The sequence below is a fragment of the Sinorhizobium sp. BJ1 genome, assembly GCF_002531555.1.
Classification (GTDB): Bacteria; Pseudomonadota; Alphaproteobacteria; order Rhizobiales; family Rhizobiaceae; genus Sinorhizobium; species Sinorhizobium fredii_B.
On the sequence record NZ_NWTH01000004.1, the window covers coordinates 20,830 to 41,872 of the forward strand.

At 62.8% G+C, this 21,043-nt stretch carries 20 protein-coding genes and 1 pseudogene; 11 read left to right on the forward strand and 10 right to left on the reverse strand.

Annotated features, from left to right (window positions below):
• Position 1 precedes the first annotated feature (1 nt).
• The 9 genes from CO676_RS06185 to ureG all read left to right on the forward strand — a co-directional run bounded on the left by CO676_RS06185 (position 2) and on the right by ureG (position 6,059).
• On the forward strand, positions 2–307 hold the full coding sequence (locus CO676_RS06185; RefSeq protein WP_014765587.1) for an urease subunit beta: 306 nt from the start codon (positions 2–4) through the stop codon (positions 305–307).
• Positions 304–726 carry a lysozyme inhibitor LprI family protein gene (locus CO676_RS06190; protein ID WP_097519971.1) on the forward strand — a complete coding sequence of 141 codons (423 nt, stop codon included), beginning with the start codon at positions 304–306 and terminating at the stop codon, positions 724–726. The genes CO676_RS06185 and CO676_RS06190 overlap by 4 nt, the downstream gene beginning before the upstream one ends.
• A 3-nt stretch (positions 727–729) precedes the next feature.
• Complete coding sequence (locus tag CO676_RS06195; protein ID WP_014765585.1) at positions 730–1,380, forward strand: hypothetical protein; 651 nt, start codon at positions 730–732, stop codon at positions 1,378–1,380.
• A gap of 4 nt (positions 1,381–1,384) precedes the next feature.
• A complete protein-coding gene (gene ureC, locus CO676_RS06200) occupies positions 1,385–3,097 on the forward strand; it encodes an urease subunit alpha (protein WP_097519972.1) in 1,713 nt (570 codons plus the stop codon).
• A 188-nt stretch (positions 3,098–3,285) separates the two neighbouring features.
• Positions 3,286–3,825, forward strand: a complete 540-nt coding sequence (locus CO676_RS06205) for a peroxiredoxin (RefSeq protein ID WP_014765583.1) — start codon at positions 3,286–3,288, stop codon at positions 3,823–3,825.
• A gap of 128 nt (positions 3,826–3,953) precedes the next feature.
• On the forward strand, positions 3,954–4,250 hold the full coding sequence (locus CO676_RS06210) for a putative quinol monooxygenase (RefSeq protein WP_097519973.1): 297 nt from the start codon (positions 3,954–3,956) through the stop codon (positions 4,248–4,250).
• A 1-nt stretch (position 4,251) separates the two neighbouring features.
• Positions 4,252–4,731 carry an urease accessory protein UreE gene (gene ureE, locus CO676_RS06215; RefSeq protein ID WP_014765581.1) on the forward strand — a complete coding sequence of 160 codons (480 nt, stop codon included), beginning with the start codon at positions 4,252–4,254 and terminating at the stop codon, positions 4,729–4,731.
• Positions 4,724–5,395 carry an urease accessory protein UreF gene (locus CO676_RS06220; RefSeq protein ID WP_179875432.1) on the forward strand — a complete coding sequence of 224 codons (672 nt, stop codon included), beginning with the start codon at positions 4,724–4,726 and terminating at the stop codon, positions 5,393–5,395. Before ureE ends, CO676_RS06220 begins: the two co-directional genes overlap by 8 nt.
• A gap of 52 nt (positions 5,396–5,447) precedes the next feature.
• On the forward strand, positions 5,448–6,059 hold the full coding sequence (gene ureG, locus CO676_RS06225; protein WP_097519975.1) for an urease accessory protein UreG: 612 nt from the start codon (positions 5,448–5,450) through the stop codon (positions 6,057–6,059).
• A gap of 9 nt (positions 6,060–6,068) precedes the next feature.
• On the opposite strand, the pseudogene CO676_RS35935 reads toward ureG, so the two are convergent.
• The 7 genes and pseudogenes from CO676_RS35935 to CO676_RS06260 form a co-directional block, all read right to left on the reverse strand.
• Positions 6,069–6,175: pseudogene (locus CO676_RS35935) on the reverse strand (helix-turn-helix domain-containing protein); the annotation flags it as partial.
• Between the two features lie 220 nt (positions 6,176–6,395).
• A complete protein-coding gene (locus tag CO676_RS06235; protein WP_014765577.1) occupies positions 6,396–9,701 on the reverse strand; it encodes an efflux RND transporter permease subunit in 3,306 nt (1,101 codons plus the stop codon).
• Positions 9,702–9,715: 14 nt separating this feature from the next.
• On the reverse strand, positions 9,716–10,903 hold the full coding sequence (locus CO676_RS06240) for an efflux RND transporter periplasmic adaptor subunit (protein WP_014765576.1): 1,188 nt from the start codon (positions 10,901–10,903) through the stop codon (positions 9,716–9,718).
• A 533-nt stretch (positions 10,904–11,436) separates the two neighbouring features.
• Positions 11,437–12,429, reverse strand: coding sequence for an ABC transporter substrate-binding protein (locus tag CO676_RS06245; protein WP_014765575.1), 993 nt, complete (start codon positions 12,427–12,429; stop codon positions 11,437–11,439).
• A 29-nt stretch (positions 12,430–12,458) separates the two neighbouring features.
• On the reverse strand, positions 12,459–13,328 hold the full coding sequence (locus CO676_RS06250; protein ID WP_014765574.1) for an ABC transporter permease: 870 nt from the start codon (positions 13,326–13,328) through the stop codon (positions 12,459–12,461).
• Positions 13,325–14,209, reverse strand: a complete 885-nt coding sequence (locus CO676_RS06255) for an ABC transporter permease (RefSeq protein WP_097519976.1) — start codon at positions 14,207–14,209, stop codon at positions 13,325–13,327. The genes CO676_RS06250 and CO676_RS06255 overlap by 4 nt, the downstream gene beginning before the upstream one ends.
• 61 nt (positions 14,210–14,270) lie before the next feature.
• Positions 14,271–15,062 (reverse strand): ABC transporter ATP-binding protein, encoded by a 792-nt coding sequence (locus tag CO676_RS06260; RefSeq protein ID WP_097519977.1) that lies wholly within the window; start codon positions 15,060–15,062, stop codon positions 14,271–14,273.
• Positions 15,063–15,183: 121 nt separating this feature from the next.
• On the opposite strand from CO676_RS06260, the gene CO676_RS06265 reads away from it, so the two are divergent.
• Entirely contained in the window at positions 15,184–15,618 is a 435-nt protein-coding gene (locus CO676_RS06265) for a cupin domain-containing protein (protein WP_179875418.1), read from the forward strand.
• A 16-nt stretch (positions 15,619–15,634) separates the two neighbouring features.
• Here CO676_RS06265 and hydA read toward each other — a convergent pair whose 3' ends face one another.
• Both hydA and CO676_RS06275 read right to left on the reverse strand, forming a co-directional pair.
• Positions 15,635–17,089: a dihydropyrimidinase gene (hydA, locus tag CO676_RS06270; RefSeq protein WP_097519978.1), complete on the reverse strand. Its 1,455-nt coding sequence runs from the start codon at positions 17,087–17,089 to the stop codon at positions 15,635–15,637.
• 82 nt (positions 17,090–17,171) lie between these two features.
• Positions 17,172–18,422, reverse strand: a complete 1,251-nt coding sequence (locus CO676_RS06275; RefSeq protein ID WP_097519979.1) for a Zn-dependent hydrolase — start codon at positions 18,420–18,422, stop codon at positions 17,172–17,174.
• Between the two features lie 276 nt (positions 18,423–18,698).
• Here CO676_RS06275 and CO676_RS06280 point away from each other — a divergent pair, with 276 nt between their 5' ends.
• Positions 18,699–19,340, forward strand: coding sequence for a TetR family transcriptional regulator C-terminal domain-containing protein (locus CO676_RS06280; protein ID WP_097519980.1), 642 nt, complete (start codon positions 18,699–18,701; stop codon positions 19,338–19,340).
• Here the strand turns inward: CO676_RS06280 and CO676_RS06285 are convergent, their stop codons facing one another.
• On the reverse strand, positions 19,341–21,017 hold the full coding sequence (locus tag CO676_RS06285; RefSeq protein ID WP_097519981.1) for an adenylate/guanylate cyclase domain-containing protein: 1,677 nt from the start codon (positions 21,015–21,017) through the stop codon (positions 19,341–19,343).
• Between the last annotated feature and the right edge of the window lie 26 nt (positions 21,018–21,043).

Here is a 21,043-nt window from a genome sequence, read left to right on the forward strand (position 1 = left end):
CATGATTCCAGGCGAGATTGTCGCAGCCGCTGGAGACATCGAACTCAATGCCGGTCTTCCGACCGTCACGATCGAAGTCTCCAATTCCGGCGACCGGCCGGTCCAGGTCGGCAGTCACTATCATTTCGCGGAAACAAATCCGGGCCTGATCTTCGACCGCGACGCGGCGCGCGGCAAGCGGCTCGATATTCCGGCCGGCACGGCCGTCCGGTTCGAGCCGGGCCAGACCCGGCAGGTCACGCTGATCCCGCTTTCCGGCAAGCGCGAGGTTTTCGGCTTCCGCCAGCAGGTGATGGGCAAGCTATGAGAGCGGTCGCGCCCGCTATCGGCCTGCTTCTCATTGTTGCGACGTCTGCGTTCGCTCAGGAACAGCCTGAGGTGGACTGCCAAAAGGCGGTGACGCAGATGGATTTGAACATTTGCGCCGGTCAGGAGTACGGGGCAGCGGACGCGGAACTCAACAAGACCTACCGCGAGGCGATCGCCGTGATGCAGGAAACCGACAGGGAGCTCGGTGATATCGATGCGGCCTATGTCGGTGCGGTCGAAGCATTGAAAGAGGCGCAACGGGCCTGGATCGGCTATCGCGACGGCCAGTGCGAGCTCGCCGGATTCGAGGCGCGGGGCGGCTCGATGGAACCGATGCTAGTTTCCGGCTGCCTCGCCGAGCTGACGCGCAAGCGAACCGCCGAATTGAAAGAGCTCCTCGAAGCTCGAGGGAGCTGACCTTTGCAGAGCCGGCGCGTCATCATGGTCGTTGGCAATGGCGAGGTGCCGGAAGGCGCTGCCGCGACAATCGATGCCGCCGACCTGGTGATCCGCTTCAATGACTGCCGCTCGGCCGGCCGCGGCGGAACCAGGACGGACGTGGTCGCCGTCTGCAACACTGGTCGCCCGGCCTTGTCGATGCTCGGCGGCGGACGCTGGAAGACGAGCGAGCCGGTGCGGCAGGCGCGCGAAATCTGGAGTGTGCGCTCCGGTGCCAAATTCGCGGCGATGCGGGCAGCACTTGCCAAGAACCATCCGGACCTCGGCGATTTCTGTGACGACTACTCCACTGGCTTCGAAAGTTTCGCACAGGCGACCGGGCGGCAGCACCGGGTCGTGCCGGAGGGGACGCACGAGCGGCTGGAGCGGGATCTCGCCCGTTTCGCGCCGGCACCTTACGTCGCACCGTCGAGCGGCCTGGTGGTGATCGCCGAAGTCCTCGCCAGCGTCGCCTCTGCCGGAGACGATATCGTGCTTGCCGGCTTCGGCCACAGCGGCTGGGAGTGGCATCCCTTTGCCGCCGAGCGACGCTATGTCGATGCGATTGCCGCCGAGGGGCGGCTTCGTCGCCTCAAACCATTACCTTCGTCAGACTTGCCCCAAGGAGCCTGAACCCATGTCCTACAAGATGTCGCGTGCGGCCTATGCCAACATGTTCGGTCCGACCGTCGGCGACAGGGTGCGGCTTGCCGATACCGAACTGTTCATCGAGGTCGAGAAGGACTTCACGACCTATGGCGAGGAGGTGAAGTTCGGCGGCGGCAAGGTCATCCGCGACGGCATGGGCCAGAGCCAGGTCACGCGCGAGGGCGGCGCTGTCGACACCGTCATCACCAATGCGCTGATCGTTGACCATTGGGGCATCGTCAAAGCGGATATCGGTCTCAAGGATGGGCGGATCACCGCGATCGGCAAGGCGGGCAACCCGGACACGCAGCCGGGCGTGAACATCATCGTCGGCCCGGGCACGGAGGCGATCGCCGGCGAGGGCAAGATCGTTACCGCCGGCGGCATGGACAGCCATATCCACTTCATCTGCCCGCAGCAGATCGAAGAGGCGCTGATGAGCGGGCTGACCTGCATGCTCGGCGGCGGCACAGGTCCTGCGCACGGCACGCTCGCCACCACCTGCACGCCGGGACCGTGGCATATCGCCCGGATGATCGAGGCGGCCGATGCCTTTCCGATGAACCTTGCCTTTGCCGGCAAGGGCAACGCCTCGCTGCCGGGCGCGCTCGTCGAAATGGTGCTCGGCGGCGCCACCTCGCTGAAGCTGCACGAGGACTGGGGCACGACGCCCGGGGCGATCGATTGCTGCCTGTCGGTCGCCGACGAATACGACGTTCAGGTGATGATCCACACCGACACGCTGAACGAGAGCGGCTTCGTCGAGGACACGATCGCAGCGATCAAGGGCCGGACCATTCACGCCTTCCACACCGAAGGGGCAGGCGGCGGCCATGCGCCGGACATCATCAAGATCTGCGGCCAGCCGAACGTCATCCCGTCTTCGACCAACCCGACCCGGCCCTATACGCTGAACACGCTGGCAGAACATCTCGACATGCTGATGGTCTGCCATCACCTGTCGCCCTCGATTCCCGAGGATATCGCCTTTGCTGAAAGCCGGATTCGCAAGGAGACGATCGCCGCCGAGGACATCCTTCACGACATTGGCGCCTTCTCGATCATCTCATCGGACAGTCAGGCCATGGGCCGCGTCGGCGAGGTGGCGATCCGCACCTGGCAGACCGCCGATAAGATGAAGCGCCAGCGCGGCCGGCTGAAGGAAGAAACGGGCGACAACGACAATTTCCGCGTCAAGCGCTATGTCGCCAAATACACGATCAACCCGGCGATCGCCCATGGCCTTAGCCATGAGATCGGCTCGCTCGAAGTCGGCAAGCGCGCCGATCTCGTGATCTGGAATCCGGCCTTCTTCGGCGTGAAGCCGGATATGGTGCTGCTTGGCGGCTCGATCGCCGCGGCACCGATGGGCGATCCGAATGCCTCGATCCCGACGCCGCAGCCGGTTCATTACCGGCCGATGTTCGGAGCCTATGGGCGGAACCGCACCAATTCCTCCGTCACCTTCGTCTCGCAGGCATCGCTCGATGCCGGGCTTGCGGGAAGGCTCGGCGTTGCCAAGCAGCTCGTTGCCGTCCAGAACACCCGCGGCGGTATCGGTAAGGCGTCGATGGTTCACAACAGCCTCACGCCGCATGTGGAGGTCGATCCGGAAACCTACGAGGTGCGTGCCGATGGCGTACTGCTGACCTGTGAGCCTGCGACCGTGCTGCCGATGGCGCAGCGGTATTTCCTGTTCTAGACGGTTCCGCTCCAAACGACGTAAGCGGCAGCCATGCAGCGATCGCATGGCTGCCATGCGGTGCCGACTGAATCGGTGCTTTGATGCTGCGCTGCAGCGGAATCTTCGGTAGAAGAGGCCTCCCTTTTCGCCGGCTGTGGTTTCCTCCCAAGACTTCGCGGCCGGATGCCCAGTCGAAGGAGATGATGATGCTCGGCAGAAAAGTTCCCGTTGTAACCTTCCGTACCCGCGTCCGCGACGAATCGGTCGGCGGTTCCAATCCGTTCCGCTGGCACGATGTTTCGTCGAACGACTATTTCGCCGGCAAACGCGTCGTTCTGTTCTCGCTGCCGGGCGCCTTCACCCCGACCTGCTCGACGTATCAGCTGCCGGATTTCGAGAAGCTGACGCCCGAGTTCCGCGCGCTCGGGATCGATGAAATCTATTGCATCTCGGTCAACGACGCCTTCGTCATGAACGCCTGGGGCAAGTCGCAGGGGCTCGAAAACGTCAAGCTCATTCCGGACGGTTCGGGCGAGTTCACCCGCAAGATGGGCATGCTGGTCGCCAAGGACAATCTCGGTTTTGGCATGCGTTCCTGGCGCTACGCCGCCGTCGTCAGCGACGGCACGGTTGAGCAGTGGTTCGAGGAGGAAGGCTATTCGGACAATTGCGACAGTGATCCGTACGGCGTTTCCTCGCCGCAGAACATTCTCGACGCGCTGAAGTCGCAGAAGATCGCTGCCTGATCCGGCATTGTGATCATGAAGGCCCCGGCCGCCGCAAGCAGGTTTGAAAGTCGTTCGGATTTTCGCCTTCTTGCTGGCGCCGGGGCTTTTTCTTGTTAAAGTGGAGTCCGTTGGAGACAGGGAATTCAATGGTTTACGTCATCGCATATCTTAAGGCGCATGCGGACAACGGCGACGAGGTCGCAGCACTTGCGGCGCCGCTGATCGATGCCACCCGCAAGGAGGAGGGCTGCGTCAGCGATGATCTCTATCGCAAGGTCGCCGAGCCGGACACGGTGGTCTTCGTCGAGACCTGGAAGAGCCGCGCGGCCCTCGATGCCCATTTCGCCGAACCGCATCTGAAGGCATTCCAGGCGGCAATGGCCGACCATCTTGCGGAGGTTCGCGTCGAGGTCGTATATCCCGAAAAGATCGAGGTCCTCTGACGTGCCCTACCGTTCGACCGAAATTCTTTCCCCCGGTTCTGCCGACAAGACGCCGCTTCACCGCGTGACGCTCACCCATGACCAGCGGCATCTGCGCCGCAAGCTCTTGCATCTCGAAAACGACGACGTCGTGATGCTCGACCTCAAGGAGCCGGTGATGCTCGCCGACGGCGACCTTTTGGTGCTGGAGGGCGGCGGCTACATCGAAGTGAAGGCGGCTGAGGAGGTGCTCTACGACATCCGTCCGCGCGATAGGCTGCACCTGATCGAACTCGCCTGGCATCTCGGCAACCGACACTTGCCGGCGGCGATCGAGGAGGGGCGGATATTGATTGCCCGCGATCCCGTCATCCGCGCCATGCTCGAAGGCCTCGGAGCAACGGTGAGCGAAGTTGTCGAACCATTCCACCCCCTCCGCGGCGCCTATCACGGCACCGGCGGCCATCACCATGGGCATGATCGCGACCACCACCATGGCTGAAGAGGCGGCCATGCAGGCTCTGCTGCGTCTCGTCACCTGGCTTTCGCCCGCCTTTCCCGTCGGCGCCTTTTCCTATTCCGGCGGCTTGGAACAGGCGGTTCACGACGGCCTCGTGGCGAATGCAGGCGATCTGCGGCTGTGGCTTGAAACGCTGTTGAATCACGGCACGGTCTGGAACGACGCGCTGTTACTGGCCGAAAGCTACTGCAGCCACGCAGATCCGGCACGGCTGCAGGCGGTCGGCGAACTGGCCGAGGCGCTCGCCGGTTCGCGTGAACGGCACATGGAGACCATGCTTCTTGGCGAGGCGTTTCTTGCCGCCGCCAGCCACTGGCCGCATCCGGTGTTGGAGATGCTCGGATCAAGGGCCGCCTATCCGGTGGCGGTCGGCGCCGTCGCCGGTGCACATCGGACCGGGCTCGAGCCGACACTTGCCGCCTATCTCAACGCAACGACATCGAGTGCCGTATCGGTTGCCATCCGTTGCGGCGTCACCGGCCAGCGCGACGGGGTCGGCTTGCTTGCCGGCCTGGAGGCCGAGATTGCGGCGGTTGCCTGCCGTGCCGCGCGCGGCTCGCTGGACGATCTTGGCTCGGCGACCATCATCGCCGACATTGCATCTCTGAGACATGAGACCCTGCATTCGCGCCTGTTCCGCTCCTAGCGGGAGGAACCGCGAACGCCGCGCGCCTCATGCAATAGAAAGGACATTGGAAATGCCATCGAAAAACGGTCCCCTTCGCGTCGGCATCGGTGGCCCGGTCGGGTCAGGCAAGACGGCGCTGACCGACAAGCTGTGCAAGGCGATGCGCGAGAACTATTCGGTCGCCGTCGTCACCAACGATATCTACACCAAGGAGGATGCCGAGGCGCTGGTGCGCATGCAGGCGCTGCCGTCGGAGCGGATCGTCGGCGTCGAGACCGGCGGCTGCCCGCATACGGCGATCCGTGAGGACGCTTCGATCAATCTCCAGGCGATCGCCGAGCTCAACCGCCGTATTCCCGATCTCGACGTGGTCTTCATCGAATCGGGCGGAGACAATCTCGCGGCAACCTTTTCGCCCGATCTGGCGGACCTGACCATCTATGTGATTTCCGTCTGCCAGGGCGAGGAAATCCCGCGCAAGGGCGGCCCCGGGATCACCAAGTCCGATCTGCTGGTGATCAACAAGAAGGATCTGGCCCCCTATGTGGGCGCCGATCTTGAGGTGATGGAGCACGACGCGACGCGAATGCGCGCCGAAAAGCCCTTCGTGTTTTCCGACATGAAGCGCGGCGAGGGCGTCGCCCGGATCGTCGAGTTCCTCACCGTGCAGGGCGGTCTCTAGAGCCATTCGAAACTGTTCCAGCGCCTGACGATCGCGAATTTCGATCATCCGCCCTTCACAACAACGCCTGACTGACGGAGCGTGGAAAAGGCCCGCGACAGCGCCTCGGGGGCGAGGCGTGGTAGCCGCGAAAAGAAGCGCGAATTGAGGAGGATGGCCCGGCCGCTCGAGTTCAATCGCAAAGTCTTCATACCGCTCGTCCCGAATAGATCGTGACGAACCTAGCGCTTCCTCGCCGCTCATGATTTGACCCGTATCAAATAACTTCGCGAAAGGAGACGCTGCTGCCTGTCCGTGATTTGGAACGGTGCAGCAGCGCTGTTTCGTGGAAAACGCCTATTCGGCGGCGAGCGCCGGATGGCTGATGACCTTGCGGTCGGACTTGCCGCGCCGCTCCGCCTCGAGTGCCTTGACGCGGTCTTCCAGGCTTTCGATCGTGCTGCCCTGTTCGGCGGCGAGTTTGCTCAGTTCCTCGCGGTCGAGCGGCAGATCTTCCTCTTCCTTCTTGCCGATGAAACGGCTGAAGATCCAGGCGAGAAGACGCGACAGATCATCCATGATGAGGAAGAACGAGGGAACGACGACGAGGCTCAGAACCGTCGAGACGATGATGCCGCCGATGACGGCGATCGCCATCGGAGCGCGGAACGAGCCGCCTTCGCCGACGCCGAGGGCTGAAGGCAGCATGCCAGCCGACATGGCGATCGACGTCATGACGATCGGGCGGGCACGTTTGCGGCCCGCTTCGACCATCGCCAGCGTACGATCCATGCCGTGGTGCATCATTTCGATGCCGAAGTCGACGAGCAGGATGGCGTTCTTGGTGACGATGCCCATCAGCATCAGGATGCCGATAAGAACGGGCATGGAGAGTGCGTTCTGCGTCAGGATCAGCGCTGCCGCCACGCCGCCGATCGCAAGCGGCAGCGAGAACAGGATGGTGAAAGGCTGGATCACGTCCTTGAAGAGAAGGATGAGCACGACCAGCACCATCATCAGGCCGAGCAGCATCGCGTTGCCGAAGCTCTGCTGCATTTCGGCCTGCACTTCGGCATCGCCGCTCTCGAGAAACTCGACGGTTCCCGGTAGCTTCGCCTCGCCGGCGATCTGCTTGAAGCGGGCGGAGGCCGTGTCGAGTGCTACGCCCACGGGGAGGTCGGCGCCGAGCTTGACGACGCGATAGCGGTCGTAGCGCTTGATGGAGCTCGGCCCCTCCGCATAGTTGATGTCCGCGACACTTGAGAGCGGAACGGTGGCGCCGGATGCGGTCTGGACCTTGAGGTTGCGGATGGCCGCCAAATCGGTGCGGAAATCGCGATTGAGCTGGACACGGATCGGGATCAGCCGCCCGTCAAGGGCAATCTTGGTGAGCAGCGCATCGATATCGCCGATGGTGGCGACGCGGATCACCTCGGAAATCTGCGCCGTCGTGATGCCGAGACGCGACATCTGCTCGTCACGCGGGCGGATCTGCAGTTCCGGCCGCGGCAGCGCCCCATCGGGACTGACATTGGCAAGCAGCGGGTCCTTGCGCAGCTTTGCTTCGAGAGTGGCCACGGCCTGGTCCAGATCCGCCTCGTTGTTGGAAAGCAGGTTGAAGGACAGGTCGCGCTCGCCGCGGTCGTTGAGTTTGGTGACGCGAACATCCGGGATCGACCGAAGCTTTGCGAGGATCTCCTTTTCGATCTGCGACTGCGGCTTAATACGGCCGGCCGGCGGCAGCTTCGGCAGATACTCACCGATCAGCGGTGTGCGGCCGATCACGTCGTTGACGACCTTGTTGACGAGAGAGTGATCGAGCTTCTGGAGCAGCACGGTGACGGCGGCGCGACGCAGCTCGAGATCGCCCTTCGGCGAGGCGCCGCCGAGCACGAAGACGTTCTCGACGCCCTCGATATCCTTGATGCGGTTGTAGATCTCAGTCGTCGTCCGGTCCGTATCCTCGAGCATCGCGTCCGGCGGCAATTCGATCGACAGGCTGACGCGCGAATTGTCTTCCGGCGGCAGGAAGCTGCCGGGCACCTGCAACAGGAAATAGACGGAAATGGCGAGGCAACCGATGGCGGCGAGCAGCGTCGTATAGCGCCAACGGGTCGTCACGCGGATGATACCCGTATAGAGCTTCATGATGCCGCTGTCGTCGTCACCATGGTGGCCACCGCCGACATCCGTCGGCTGCATCAGATAGGCCGCCATCACGGGCGTGATCAGGCGGGCGACCAGAAGCGAAAAGAACACCGACACGGCGACCGTCAGGCCGAACTGGATGAAGTATTGGCCAGGGATGCCCGGCATGAAGGAGACGGGCACGAAGACGGCGATGATGGTGAAGGTGGTGGCGATCACCGCGAGGCCGATCTCGTCCGCGGCTTCGATCGCGGCCCGGTAGGGCGACTTGCCCATGCGGATATGCCGCTCGATATTCTCGATCTCGACGATTGCGTCGTCGACGAGGATGCCGGTCGCAAGCGTCATCGCCAGGAAGCTGACGAGGTTCAGCGAGAAACCGAGGAGTTCCATCACCCAGAAGGTCGGAATGGCCGAGAGCGGCAGGGCGACGGCCGAGATCAGCGTGGCGCGCCAGTTGCGCAGGAACAGCAGCACGACGACGACGGCGAGAAGCGCGCCCTCGATCAGCGTGTGAATTGCCGCCTCGTAGTTGCCATAGGTGAAGTAAACCGAATCGTCGACCATCTCGATGGTGACTTCCGGATGCTTGGCGCGGATTTCGTCGAGCGTCTTGGCAACCGTTTCGGCGACACTGACTTCGCTGGCGCCCTTGGCGCGGAATACTGCAAAGGTGACGCCCGGATGGCCGTTGAAGCGCGAGAACGACTTCGGCTCCTCGTAGGTATCTGTCACCTTGCCGAGCTCCGACAGACGAAGGAAGCGTCCGTTCGGCAGCGAGATCATCGTGTTCGCGAGCTGGGAAACATCGCGGGCATCACCGAGCGTGCGGATCGCCTGTTCGCTGCCGCCGACCTGTCCGCGACCGGAACCCAGATCCATGTTCATGCGGCGGAGCTGGCCGTTGACGTCGGCAGCGGTGATTCCGAAGGAATTCAGGCGATCTTCATCAAGCTCGATACGGACCTCGCGATCGGACCCGCCATAGCGGTCGACGCGGCCGATGCCGCTCTGGCCCTGGATAGCCCGCTTGATCGTGTCGTCGACGAACCAGGAGAGTTCTTCGAGCGTCATGCCGGGCGAGGAGACGGAGAAGGTCTGGATCGCCTGGCCCTCGACATCGACCTTCGAAACGATTGGCTCGTCGATCGAAGTCGGCAGGTCGCCGCGGATGCGGTCGATCGCATCCTTCACGTCCTGCACGGCCTGTGTGGTCGGCACTTCCATGCGGAAGATGACGGCCGTCGTGGATGTGCCGTCGGTGATCGTCGACTCGATGTGGTCGACCCCGGAGATGCCGGCGACCGCGTCCTCGATTTCCTTGGTGACCTGGGTTTCCAGCTCGGCAGGAGCGGCTCCGCTCTGCGTTACGTTGATCGAGACGATCGGCACGTCGATGTTCGGGAAGCGGGTGATCGGCAGCGAATTGAAGGACTGCCAGCCGAGCACGAGCAGCACGAAAAACGCCAGGATCGGCGCGACCGGATTGCGGATGGACCAGGCGGAGAAGTTCATGGTCTCTGTTCCCGTCAATTGGTTATCGGCTGGTCGGATTTGACCGGATTGATCCGGTCTCCGTCGCGCACATAGGCGCCAGCCTTTGCCACCGCCTGTTCGCCTGCCTTGAGGCCGGAAAGGATCTCGACGAATTGCCCGTCCTGGATGCCTGTCTCGACCGGTACCAGGCGCACGACGCCGCCTTCGACTTTACGGACGATGGTTTTCCCGTCTTCCGATGTAACAGCGGTTTGCGGCAGAACGACTGTCTGCTTTTCTTCGACCGTGACGATTGCGCTCGCATACATGCCGGCGCGTGCCTCGGTCGTGTCGGTAAGGCTGATGTGAACCTTGCCGAGACGCGTCTGGACATCGACCGTCGGTGCGATCAGGCGGATCTTGCCCTCGACCGTCGCGTTGCTGCCAGCGAGCTTGACCGTGGCGGGTTGCCCGATGGCAAGCTTGATGATGTCCGCCTCGGCGACATCGGCCGTCATTTCGATCGCGCCGTCGCGGATCATCGCAAAGAGCGGCTCGCCCGTGCCGCTGGCGATCGCGCCGATCTTGGCGTTCTTGGCGGAGATCACGCCGCTGACCGGCGCCTTGACCGCGGTACGGGCAAGCCTGAGGTCGATATCGTCGATCTGCGCCTGGACAACCTTGATGTCCGCTCTGGCAACACCGACCGATTGCTCGGCCGAACGGCGGCGGGCGCGGGTGGCGGCGGCGAGCGCCTTGAGGCGGTCCGCCTCGGCCGTCGAGATTGTGCCGTTTTCCGAAAGCCGCACGGCGCGATCGGCGACGCGCGTCGCCTCTTCGGAGTTTGCGGTGGACTCTGCGAGTTGGGCGTTCAGTTGCGCGAGCGACGCCTCCGCCTTGGCGAGGTTGGCCTCGAGCTGGCTTTTCTGCAGGAGCAGCGCGTCGTCGTTGAGAACAGCGAGCGTGCTGCCTTGTTCGACCCGGTCACCGACATCGACATTCAACGAGCGTATGGAAAGCCCGTCGACGAGTGGTGCGACATAGATTTCCTCGACGGCCTCGATCGAACCGGTGGCAAGAATGCGGTCGCTGATCTTGCGTTGTGTCGCTTCGGTCACGACGATCGAGGGCAATGCCTGCGAGGGTTGCGGCTTTGCGGCTTCCTCGGCCGAAACGCCGGAAATTGCGCCGAGCGTCATCGCTGCGCATGCGCCGAGAAGAAGGAGAAGTTTCTGAGCCATCGGCCTAAGGTCCTGACACAAATAAATCATGCCGCATCGCCATTCTTCAAGGGCGGATATCCGGCTGCAATCATGCTGTTCCCGCGCATTCCGCTCGGTTATGCCCCGCTCGCAGTCCACGCATTCGAATTGTCCGGCCCACGGTCTCAAACCAAGGTGCCGGCCTGCTGCATGTTTGCTTAAATCCTAGTCGATTTACGGATAAGCACATGCAGAGATTCAAAGTGCTACAGCGAACCTTTTGCGCGTCTGATAAGACACGTGGCGCTGTAGGAGAATTTTGCTCGCGAGGCCGAGTTCAAGAGAAACCAGTTCCTCCCTGCGTCTGCTCCCCAGTCAAATGTTCCGGCCTATGTAAGCGTGGTAGCAAATGCTTACAAGAGCGTAGAAGCGATGGTGCCTCATTGTTTCTTTCTGTCGCTTCATCGAGGCTATATTGGCGCAACCTAAATGCAAGCTTAACAACCGGAGCGCGCGGCAAAAAGCGCGCGGCATACTGCCGCGCGCTCCGCAATCGGTCGTGATGCCGCGACTTATTTCAGCGCTTCGTCCGTGATTTCGTGGGTCCAGGCGCCTTCCGGCTCCTTGGAGATGACCGGATCCGAGCCGCCGGAGAGCAGCGACTGGACCGTACGCTTGTAGTCGGCCTCGTCGAGCGCGCCGTTCGAACCCGCCGTCAGTTTGGCGATCTCGCCCATCATGCGCTTCTGGTGCTTTTCCGTCTGCGCGCCGGTCGAGTCGTTTTCGAGTACGATATCAGCCGCCTCGTCGGGGTTCTCCTCGGCATATTTCCAGCCCTTCATCGAGGCGCGAACGAACTTCACCATCTTTTCCTTGAAGGCCGCGTCCTTGAGCTTGTCCTCGAGTACGTAGAGGCCGTCCTCGAGCGTCGCAACGCCTTGGTCTTCATATTTGAAGGTGACGAGATCCTCGGGCTTGATGCCGGCGTCGATGACCTGCCAATATTCATTGTAGGTCATCGTCGAGATGCAGGCGGCCTGCTTCTGGATCAGCGGGTCGACGTTGAAGCCCTGCTTCAGGACGGTCACGCCGTTCGTTCCGCCATCCGTCGGAATTTTCAACTGCGACATCCAGGAGAGGAACGGGTACTCGTTGCCGAAGAACCAGACGCCAAGCGTCTTGCCCTTGAAGTCCTCGGGAGTCTTGACCCCAGACTCCTTGAGACAGGTGAGCATCATGCCGGACTTCTTGAAGGGCTGGGCGATGTTGACGAGCGGCACGCCCTTTTCGCGCGTGGCGAGGGCGGACGGCATCCAGTCGACGATGACGTCGGCGCCACCACCGGCGATGACCTGCGGCGGAGCGATATCCGGCCCGCCCGGCTTGATATCGACGTCGAGACCCTCTTCCTCGTAGAAGCCCTTGTCCTTGGCGACAAAATAGCCGGCGAACTGGGCTTGCGTGACCCATTTCAGCTGCAGCGTGACCTTGTCGGCGGCATTGGCATGAAAGGCGGCAAGCGAAAAGACGCCAGCTGCCAGCAGAGATGCAAGTTTCTTGTTCATGTCAGTTCCCTCTTATCATTGTTCCATTATCAGCCCCGGCCACTGCGAATGGACGGATGCCAGAACGTGACGGCTCGCTCGACGAGCGCCACCACCCCGTAAAAGGCGGAGCCAGCCACCGCCGCAACGGCGATCTCGGCCCAGACCATGTCGACGTTCATGCGCCCCACTTCCGTGGAGATCCGAAAACCCATGCCGACAATGGGCGTTCCGAAAAACTCGGCCACGATCGCGCCGATCAGCGCCAGCGTCGAGTTAATCTTGAGAGCGTTGAAAATGAAAGGCCAAGCCGCGGGCAGCCGCAGCTTGACGAGCGTCTGCCACCAGGTGGCGGCATAGGTGCGCATCAGGTCGCGCTCCATGTGGCTCGCGGCTGCAAGGCCCGACACCGTGTTCACCAGCATCGGGAAGAAGGTCATGATAACGACGACGGCAACCTTCGATTGCCAGTCGAAGCCGAACCACATGACCATGATCGGAGCGACGCCGATGACGGGGAGGGCGGAGACGAAGTTGCCGAGCGGCAGCAGTCCCTTCTGGAGAAAGGGAGAGCGGTCGATGAGGATCGCCATCAGGAAACCGAGGCCGCAGCCGAGCGCATAGCCGGTCAGCACGGATTTCAGGAAGGTCTGGCGGAAGTCGGCGCCAAGCGTCGGCAGCGAATTGACGAGCCGCCCCCAAATCATCGACGGTGCCGGCAAGAGCACGGAAGGAACGGCGAAACCGCGGACGATGCCCTCCCACAGAACCAGGATCGTGATGCCGAAGATGAGCGGCACGGCGAAGCGTGCGGCGTTGCTCATCGTGCGGTTCGAAAAATGCTGACGGACCAGCCATTCGTTGAAGGCCCAGGCGATCAGCCAGAAAAGGATGGCGCCGGCGAGAGCAGGAAGGTTCATGGCTTGGCTCCCATGCGCTTCAGGACCGCGGAGTGCGCGACGCCGACAATCATGACCAGCACGGCGGCGAGCGCCGCGGCCATGAACAGGGCGGCCCAGATCTGTACCGTCTGGCCGTAATACGAGCCGGCGAGGAGCCGCGCGCCGAGCCCGGCCACCGCACCGGTCGGCAGTTCGCCGACAATGGCGCCGACGAGCGAGATGGCGACGGCGACCTTCAGCGAGGTGAACAGATACGGCATGGAGGAGGGCCAGCGCAGTTTCCAGAAGGTCTGCGCCGACGAGGCGTTATAGGTGTGCATCAGGTCGAGTTGGATCGTTTCGGGGCTCCGCAATCCCTTGACCATGCCGACCACCACCGGGAAGAACGATAAATAGGTGGAGATCAGCGCCTTCGGCAGCAGGCCGGCAACGCCGATGGCGTTCAAGACGACGATGATCATCGGCGCGATTGCCAGGATCGGTATCGTTTGGCTGGCGATCACCCATGGCATTAGCGAGCGGTCCATGGCGCGGTTATGGACAATGCCGACGGCGAGAAGCACGCCAAGTGCGGCGCCTATGCCGAAGCCGAGCAGCGTGGCGGAGAGCGTGATCCAGGCGTGGTAGACGAGGCTGCGCTTCGAGGTGATCGCCTTGTTGAAGGTGGTGTCCCAGATCTCGGCAACCACCTGATGAGGGGCAGGCAGCACGGGCCTTTCCTGCGCCATCGTGTTTTTGACGAGGTCGGTAAATGCGATCTCGGTGCCGGCGCGTGCCGCCGTGTCGCGCTCGAAGGGCGCGTTCAGGAAGACGACCGCGACATACCAGATGGCGATCAGAAGCGCGACGACGGTGCTGATCGGCAGCATCTTGTCTCGAAGGAAGGTTTCCTGGCGCAAATATCAGGCCCTTCCACCGTTTGGGAGAGTTGAAGTAAAGCTCATGCGCGCTCGCCGACAGCTATTCATCATAGCTGTGCCCCGCTCTCAAACCCTCGCGCACCCGGTGGGCGATTTCCAGGAATTCCGGCGTCTCGCGGATGCCGAGCGGCCGTTCCCTCGGCAGGGTGGATTCGATAATGTCGGTCACCCGGCCGGGGCGGGGGCTCATGACCACGATCTTGGTCGAGAGGTAGACGGCCTCGGGGATCGAGTGGGTGACGAAACAGATCGTCTTGTTCGTCTGGGCCCAGAGCTTCAGGAGCTGTTCGTTCAAGTGATCGCGGACGATCTCGTCGAGGGCGCCGAAGGGTTCGTCCATCAAGAGAAGATCGGCGTCGAAGGCAAGCGCTCGGGCGATTGACGCCCGCTGCTGCATGCCGCCGGAAAGCTGCCAAGGGTATTTCTTGCCGAAGCCGGTGAGGTTGACGAGTTCCAGCGTCCGTTCGATGCGGGCCTTCCGCTCGTCCTTGGCGTGGCCCATGATTTCCAGCGGTAGCGCGATGTTCTTCTCGATCGTTCGCCAGGGATAGAGCGCTGCAGCCTGGAACACGTAGCCATAGGCGCGATTGTGGCGGGCCTCCTCGGGCGTCATGCCGTTGACGGCGATCGTGCCGGCGGTCGGCTTCTCGAGATCGGCGATGATGCGCAGAAACGTCGTCTTGCCGCAGCCGGAAGGGCCGATGAAGGAAACGAAGTCGCCCTTGGCCACGTCGAGATTGACGCCAGTCAGCGCGTTGACCGGCCCGTCGCTGGTCTGAAACGTCAGGCCGAGATCTCGGGCCGAGACGACGGAGGCGGAATTGGATGTCATGGATGGATTCTCATTGTCGCTTGTCTGTGCCAGACTGCTATTCGGGCCCGCAACATGCAATCGCGGATTTGCCGCAGAAGGCCCCGGTTCAAGGTTTTTCAGCGAATTCTGGAGAACGGTCATGTCTCGATCATCCAATCCTGGCTGTCGCGTCGTGCGGCCGGGCAGCAGCTATGCCGGCAAGCAGGGACTCAACTATTTCGAAGGCATTGCCGCGGAGACGGTGGGCTCCACCGGCATCTGCATGCATCTCTTGACCATGCCGCCGGGAGCGCGCGCCAAGGCGCATCTCCACGAGAGCCATGAGACGGCGATCTACGTGCTTGACGGCGAGGCGTACACCTGGTTCGGCGACCGGCTCGAAGAGCGCGTGATCGTCAAGGCCGGCGAGATGCTCTACATCCCGGCCGGCGTGCCGCACCTGCCCGCCAACCTCTCGGACGCTCCCTGCACGGCGATCATCGCGCGGACAGATCCGAAGGAACAGGAGAGCGTCGTGCTGCTGCCGGAACTGGACGGACTGGTGCCGGCCGATCCTCTCGAACATGGCGGATGACCACGGCAGCATCTCCTCAAACGCCGGTCGCCGGAATGCCGGTCCGCTGCACGGCGCGCGGTGCCGTCACTTCCTTCCAGGTCGAGAGCGCCGCGCTGACTGCCGGGAAGGGATCGCGCCGGACGAATTCACCATGGCCCTCCCGGGTTTTCACCGCCCCTTCCTCGATCGCCGCGACGCCGCGCGTCAGCGTGAAGCGGGGGAGGCCGGTGACGGTCTTGCCCTCGAAGACGTTGTAATCGATCGCCGATTGCTGGGTATTCGCCGAGATCGTCTTCGAGCGCTTCGGATCCCAGACGACGAGGTCCGCATCGCTACCTACCAGGATCGCGCCCTTCTTCGGATAGATGTTGAGGATCTTGGCGATATTTGTGGACGTCACCGCCACGAATTCGTTCATGGTGATACGGCCGGTGCTGACGCCATAGGTCCAGAGCATCGGCATGCGGTCCTCAAGCCCGCCAGTGCCGTTCGGGATCTTGGTGAAGTCGCCGACTCCAGAACGCTTCTGCGTCGTCGTGAAGGCACAGTGATCGGTTGCCACCACCTGCAGGGAACCGGAGGCGAGACCGGCCCAGAGGCTGTCCTGGTGCAGCTTGTTGCGGAAGGGCGGCGACATCACCCGCCGGGCCGCGTGATCCCAGTCCTTGTTGAAATATTCCGTTTCGTCGAGCGTCAGATGCTGGATCAGCGGCTCGCCGAAGACGCGCATGCCCTTGGCGCGGGCGCGCCGGATCGCCTCGTGGGCCTGCTCACAGGAGGTGTGGACGATGTAGACGGGACAGCCGGCCATGTCGGCGATCATGATAGCGCGGTTGGTGGCTTCACCCTCGACCTCGGCCGGGCGCGAAAAGGCATGCGCCTCGGGACCATTGTTGCCTTCGGCGAGCAGCTTCGCCTGCAGTTGCGCCACCACGTCGCCGTTCTCGGCGTGGACAAGCGGCAGGGCGCCGAGCGCGGCGCAGCGCTGGAACGAGGAGAACATCTCATCGTCGTCCACCATCAGCGCGCCCTTGTAGGCCATGAAGTGCTTGAAGGTGTTGATGCCCTTGTCCTTGACGATGGTCTCCATCTCGTTGAAGACCTGCTCGCTCCACCAGGTGATCGCCATGTGGAAGGAATAGTCGCAATTGGCGCGGGTCGACTTGTTGTCCCACATGGTCAGCGCCTCGAGCAGCGACTGGCCGGGCGAGGGGAGCGCGAAATCCACGACCATGGTCGTGCCGCCGGCAAGTGCTGCGCGCGTGCCGCTCTCGAAATCGTCGGAGGAATAGGTGCCCATGAAGGGCATTTCGAGATGGGTGTGGGGATCGATGCCGCCCGGCATGATGTAGCAGCCGGTCGCGTCGAGCGTCTCGGTGCCGGAAAGATTGGGGCCGATTTCGACGATCTTGCCACCTTCGGCTTTCACATCGGCCTTGTAGGTCAGGTCGGCGGTAACGACGGTTCCACCCTTGATGACAGTGCTCATGGTTTCGTTCCCTCGCAATGGTGCCTTCGACGGACGCGGCCGCCCACGAAAAAGGCGGAACTTTCGTTCCGCCCGTGAAATCTCATTCGACGACCTCGGCCGTTTCGAGAACAGCGTGGAAGAGGACGTCGGCACCTGCGGCGGCCCATTCCTTGGAAATGTCCTCCGCCTCGTTATGGCTGAGCCCATCGACGCAGGGGCACATGATCATCGTCGTCGGCGCGACCTTCGCCGCCCAGCAGGCGTCGTGCCCGGCGCCGGAGATGAGATTCATGTGGCTGTAGCCGAGCTTTTCTGCCGCACCCCGCACGGTTGCGACCAGCTTCGGATCGAAGGTCACGGGGTCGAAATGGCCGACCGCCTCGATCGAACAGCCGACGCCAAGCGCTTCGGCGATCTTCGGCGCTTCGGCTTCGATCCGGGCGCGCATGCCGTCGAGCTTGGCTTGATCCGGCGAGCGGATATCGACGGTGAAGACGACCTTGCCCGGCAATACATTGCGTGAATTGGGCGAGAAGAACATCTGCCCGACGCCGCCGACGGCGCCCGGCTGGCTTTCCATCGCAACGGTCTGCACCATCTCGAGGATGCGGGCCATGGCGAGACCGGCATTGACGCGCATGTTCATCGGTGTCGAGCCGGTATGCGCTTCCTTGCCGGTCAGCGTGAACTCCAGCCACCATAGGCCCTGACAGTGGGTGACGACGCCGATCCGCTTGTTTTCGGCCTCGAGGATCGGTCCCTGCTCGATGTGATATTCGAAATAGGCGTGCATCTTGCGGGCGCCGACTTCCTCGTCGCCAACCCAGCCAATGCGCTTCAATTCGTCGCCGAAGCTCTTGCCCTCCGGATCCTTGCGGGCATAGGCGTATTCGAGCGTGTGGACGCCGGCAAAGACTCCGGAGGCAATCATGGCCGGCGCAAAGCGGGCGCCTTCCTCATTGGTCCAGTTGGTGACCACGATCGGATGCTTCGTCTTGATGCCGAGGTCATTCATCGTGCGAACGACCTCGAGGCCGCTCAAGACACCAAGCACGCCGTCGTACTTGCCGCCGGTCGGCTGCGTGTCGAGATGGGAACCGATATGGACGGGGAGCGCATCGGGGTCGGTGCCGGGGCGGGTCATGAACATGGTGCCCATCTTGTCGACACCCATGGAGAGCCCGGCCTTCTCGCACCAGGACTGAAAGAGCCGGCGACCCTCGCCATCGGCGTCCGTCAAGGTCTGGCGGTTGTTGCCGCCGGCAACGCCAGGGCCGATCTTCGCCATTTCCATCAACGAATCCCACAGGCGGTCGGAATTGACGCGCCTATTCTCGCCAGGTGCAGCCATGGCGCTCTCCTCTTTTTCCGGCTAGACCCTCCCCGGGGATAGCCTCATGTTCCCGTCGGCCAGATCGGGGCCTTGCTTTGGTGCCCTTCGATCAGCCGTTGCGTTTGCCGACAATCTGACTGATAATTTGACCGGTTGGTAAACATTACAACTTCCGTAGCGGCACTCAAGCGGGAAAACGAAAAAAACCAGTTTGTTGCCCAAATAAATGGCGCGTCCGATTTTTGGGCAAAGCGGGCTCCACCAGCTAGCGTGTGGGCATCGGCAGGGGGCGAGATGGTACTTCCAAGAGCGGCGAAAACACAGAGGCGCACGCGCATCCAGGAGGAAAAGGAGGAGCGCATCCTCGAAGCCGCGCTCGAGGTCTTTTCGGCGAGCGGCTTCCGCGGATCGACCATCGATCAGATCGCCGAAGTGGCGGGCATGTCGAAGCCGAACCTGCTCTATTACTTCCGTACGAAGGAGGCGATGCATCGCGCCTTGATCGACCGCGTTCTTGACACCTGGCTCGATCCGCTGCGCGAATTCAATGCCAACGGCAATCCCGTCGCCGAGATCCGCAGCTACATCCGGCGCAAGCTGGAAATGGCGCGGGATTTCCCGCGCGAAAGCCGATTGTTCGCCAATGAGGTGTTGCAGGGCGCTCCTCATATCGAGGACGAGCTGAAAGGGCCGCTGAAGCAGCTGGTCGACGAAAAGGCCGAGGTCATCCGCGCCTGGGCGAAGGCCGGCAAGATCGCGAATTGCGATCCCTATCATTTGATTTTCGCGATCTGGTCGACGACGCAGCACTATGCCGACTTCGACGTTCAGGTGCGCGCCGTGCTCGGCCAGGAGCAGGCGGGTGACGGGCGCTTCGAGGATGCGGCGCGCTTTCTCGAGCGCTTGTTTGTCGATGGCCTGCAGGTGCGCGAGTAGTTAGACCGGCGCCGGCATGATCTCCGGAAGCCGCGCGGCATCTTCGACGATCCAGGTCTCGAGCGTCGCCTGACGGCCGCGCAGGGTTATATCCAATCGCCTGTAGCCTTCGATGCTGAAACCGGCGCGTTGGACGAGATCGACGGAAACGGCAAGCTCGGCGTCATGCTCCTTGGCAAGGCCCTCCAGCCGGCTGGCGGTGTTGATCGTGTCGCCGACGGCGGTCAGCGAGGTCGCCTGACCGTAGCCCATCTCGCCGACGATTGCTGGTCCGGCATGCAGGCCGATCGCGAGCCTGAGCGGCTGCTCGAGTTCGCCCTCGAATGTCTGGTTGAGCGCGCGAATGCCGGCCGATAGCCGGGCGGCCGCGGCAAGCGCCTGGCGACAGGCTTCCGGGAGAGGCGTCTTCAGCCCGAAGATCGCCAGCGCCCCGTCGCCGATGAACTTGTCGATGACACCGCCGGAGTCCTCCACCGCCTCGCCGATCATTTCGAAGTAGCGGTTGAGCAGGAACACCGTGTCGTAGGGCAGCTTGTGTTCGGCAATGCGGGTGAAGTCGCGCAGGTCGCAGAAGAGCACGGCCACCCGCCGCTCGCGGCCGCCGCCGTTCTGCCGGGCAAGCTGCGTCTTGATCCCGAGGCTGTCAGTATCGAGAAGGGGTACGACGGTGACATTGTTGGTGGGCCGGAACTGGCAAGCCAGACGAACGTTGTCTGGGGCGCCGATCCGGCTGAGGGTCGCAAGTTCCGCGGCCTCCGGCGCCGGCTGGCCGTCGAGACCCTCAATGACGCGCACCCGGCAGGTCGAGCACCGGCCGCGGCCGCCACAGACCGACACATGCGAAATCCCGGCGGCGCGGCTTGCCTCGAGCACGCTGAAACCGAGGCTCACCGCCGCCACGCGCCCATCCGGATAGCGCACGCGGACGCGTCCGCGTGCCGGCACGGCGCGCAGCGCCAAGGTTCCGCCGATCAGACCGGCAAAGCCCGCATAGAAGGCGAGCCGGATGTTCTCGGGCAGGCCAGGATCGACCCGCGGCCGCATCTGGCTGACATAGGCCCTGTCGCCGTAAGCACCGTGTTCCGCATAATCGCGAGCAAGAGAACGGGCGCCGTTGACGAAGCCAAGCAGCGCGAAGATCGGCACGAGCAGGGCAACGGTGTAGAGCAGGAATTCGTAGCGCGGAAACCAGTCTCGGCCGCGCATCCAGAACCAGGCGCCAAGGCAGGCGTGGCTCCATACAAAGAGCAGAGCGACGGTCTGGCGGGTCGTGCCGATCGAACTCGACCACAGCGCGCGCAGGATGCGAGGATAGTCGGCATTGATCCCGGTCAGGAACGGCTCAACCCGGGTGGCGACCACATGGGGTATCAGCAGGAAGGGCAGGCTCAGGCCGAAGAGGATCTTCAGCGCTTCACCGACCGGCATCCTGAGCGTCTGGCGGCGATAGAGACTGTCGAGCGCCATCAGGAAGTGCAGCAGCAGGGCGCCATAAAGCAGGATTGTGCCGGGTACGCTGTGCCAGACAAGAATGAATGCCCGCCGCCCGGCTTCCATCGCTTCGATGGAGATTAGGCCGAGCGAATGATTGAAGAAATGCAAGAGAACGAAGGTGCCGAGCACGGCCCCGGAAATCAGGTGCGTCTTCTTGCGTGTACTGGCGGAAAGGATCGTCAAACAGTCTGCCCGGGTCTGCCGGCCAG

What these genes read in the sequence shown, in the direction of transcription:
- CO676_RS06265 (WP_179875418.1), top strand. Translation starts at nt 15,184, where the DNA reads ATGTCTCGATCATCCAATCCTGGCTGTCGCGTCGTGCGGCCGGGCAGC.
- CO676_RS06235 (WP_014765577.1), bottom strand. Translation starts at nt 9,701, where the DNA reads ATGAACTTCTCCGCCTGGTCCATCCGCAATCCGGTCGCGCCGATCCTG.
- CO676_RS06245 (WP_014765575.1), bottom strand. Translation starts at nt 12,429, where the DNA reads ATGAACAAGAAACTTGCATCTCTGCTGGCAGCTGGCGTCTTTTCGCTT.
- ureC (WP_097519972.1), top strand. Translation starts at nt 1,385, where the DNA reads ATGTCCTACAAGATGTCGCGTGCGGCCTATGCCAACATGTTCGGTCCG.
- CO676_RS06205 (WP_014765583.1), top strand. Translation starts at nt 3,286, where the DNA reads ATGCTCGGCAGAAAAGTTCCCGTTGTAACCTTCCGTACCCGCGTCCGC.
- CO676_RS06190 (WP_097519971.1), top strand. Translation starts at nt 304, where the DNA reads ATGAGAGCGGTCGCGCCCGCTATCGGCCTGCTTCTCATTGTTGCGACG.
- CO676_RS06280 (WP_097519980.1), top strand. Translation starts at nt 18,699, where the DNA reads ATGGTACTTCCAAGAGCGGCGAAAACACAGAGGCGCACGCGCATCCAG.
- CO676_RS06220 (WP_179875432.1), top strand. Translation starts at nt 4,724, where the DNA reads ATGGCTGAAGAGGCGGCCATGCAGGCTCTGCTGCGTCTCGTCACCTGG.
- hydA (WP_097519978.1), bottom strand. Translation starts at nt 17,089, where the DNA reads ATGAGCACTGTCATCAAGGGTGGAACCGTCGTTACCGCCGACCTGACC.
- CO676_RS06210 (WP_097519973.1), top strand. Translation starts at nt 3,954, where the DNA reads ATGGTTTACGTCATCGCATATCTTAAGGCGCATGCGGACAACGGCGAC.
- ureG (WP_097519975.1), top strand. Translation starts at nt 5,448, where the DNA reads ATGCCATCGAAAAACGGTCCCCTTCGCGTCGGCATCGGTGGCCCGGTC.
- CO676_RS06250 (WP_014765574.1), bottom strand. Translation starts at nt 13,328, where the DNA reads ATGAACCTTCCTGCTCTCGCCGGCGCCATCCTTTTCTGGCTGATCGCC.
- CO676_RS06185 (WP_014765587.1), top strand. Translation starts at nt 2, where the DNA reads ATGATTCCAGGCGAGATTGTCGCAGCCGCTGGAGACATCGAACTCAAT.
- CO676_RS06275 (WP_097519979.1), bottom strand. Translation starts at nt 18,422, where the DNA reads ATGGCTGCACCTGGCGAGAATAGGCGCGTCAATTCCGACCGCCTGTGG.
- CO676_RS06240 (WP_014765576.1), bottom strand. Translation starts at nt 10,903, where the DNA reads ATGGCTCAGAAACTTCTCCTTCTTCTCGGCGCATGCGCAGCGATGACG.
- CO676_RS06260 (WP_097519977.1), bottom strand. Translation starts at nt 15,062, where the DNA reads ATGACATCCAATTCCGCCTCCGTCGTCTCGGCCCGAGATCTCGGCCTG.